This window comes from Mesorhizobium silamurunense (genome assembly GCF_014843905.1).
Taxonomy (GTDB): domain Bacteria; phylum Pseudomonadota; class Alphaproteobacteria; order Rhizobiales; family Rhizobiaceae; genus Mesorhizobium; species Mesorhizobium silamurunense.
The window spans coordinates 1-426 of the sequence record NZ_LPVS01000170.1; the positions used below are offsets into that span (position 1 = coordinate 1).

1 protein-coding gene is annotated in these 426 nt (G+C 58.0%); it reads right to left on the reverse strand.

What is annotated here, in order from left to right:
* A partial coding sequence (locus AU465_RS32885) for a transposase (RefSeq protein ID WP_192257158.1) occupies positions 1-350 on the reverse strand: 350 nt, incomplete at its 3' end.
* Positions 351-426 lie beyond the last annotated feature (76 nt).

Here is a 426-nt window from a genome sequence, read left to right on the forward strand (position 1 = left end):
TCGCGAAAGCGGCCGTGCCGGTTCTTCGAGAAGGTGGAATGATCGGGGACATCACCCTCCAGGCCAAGCCGGCAAAACCAGCGATAGGCGAGATTCAGATGCACTTCCTCGCAAAGCCGGCGCTCGGAACGGATGCCGAAGCAGTAGCCGACGATTAGCATCCGGATCATCAGTTCCGGATCGATCGAGGGCCTACCGATCTCGCTGTAGAACGGCCGCAGATGCGAGCGCAGCCCCGACAGGTCGACGAAGCGGTCGATCGAGCGCAACAGATGGTCAGCAGGCACGTGACGCTCGATGCTGAACTCGTAGAACAGCGCCTCCTGCATCACCGTCGGTTCGCCCATCATCGACTCAATCTCCTTTACCAAGGAGATTGAATCAGTGCTTCAGAGCTGCTTCAAGCCGGAGTTTTTCAACACAATC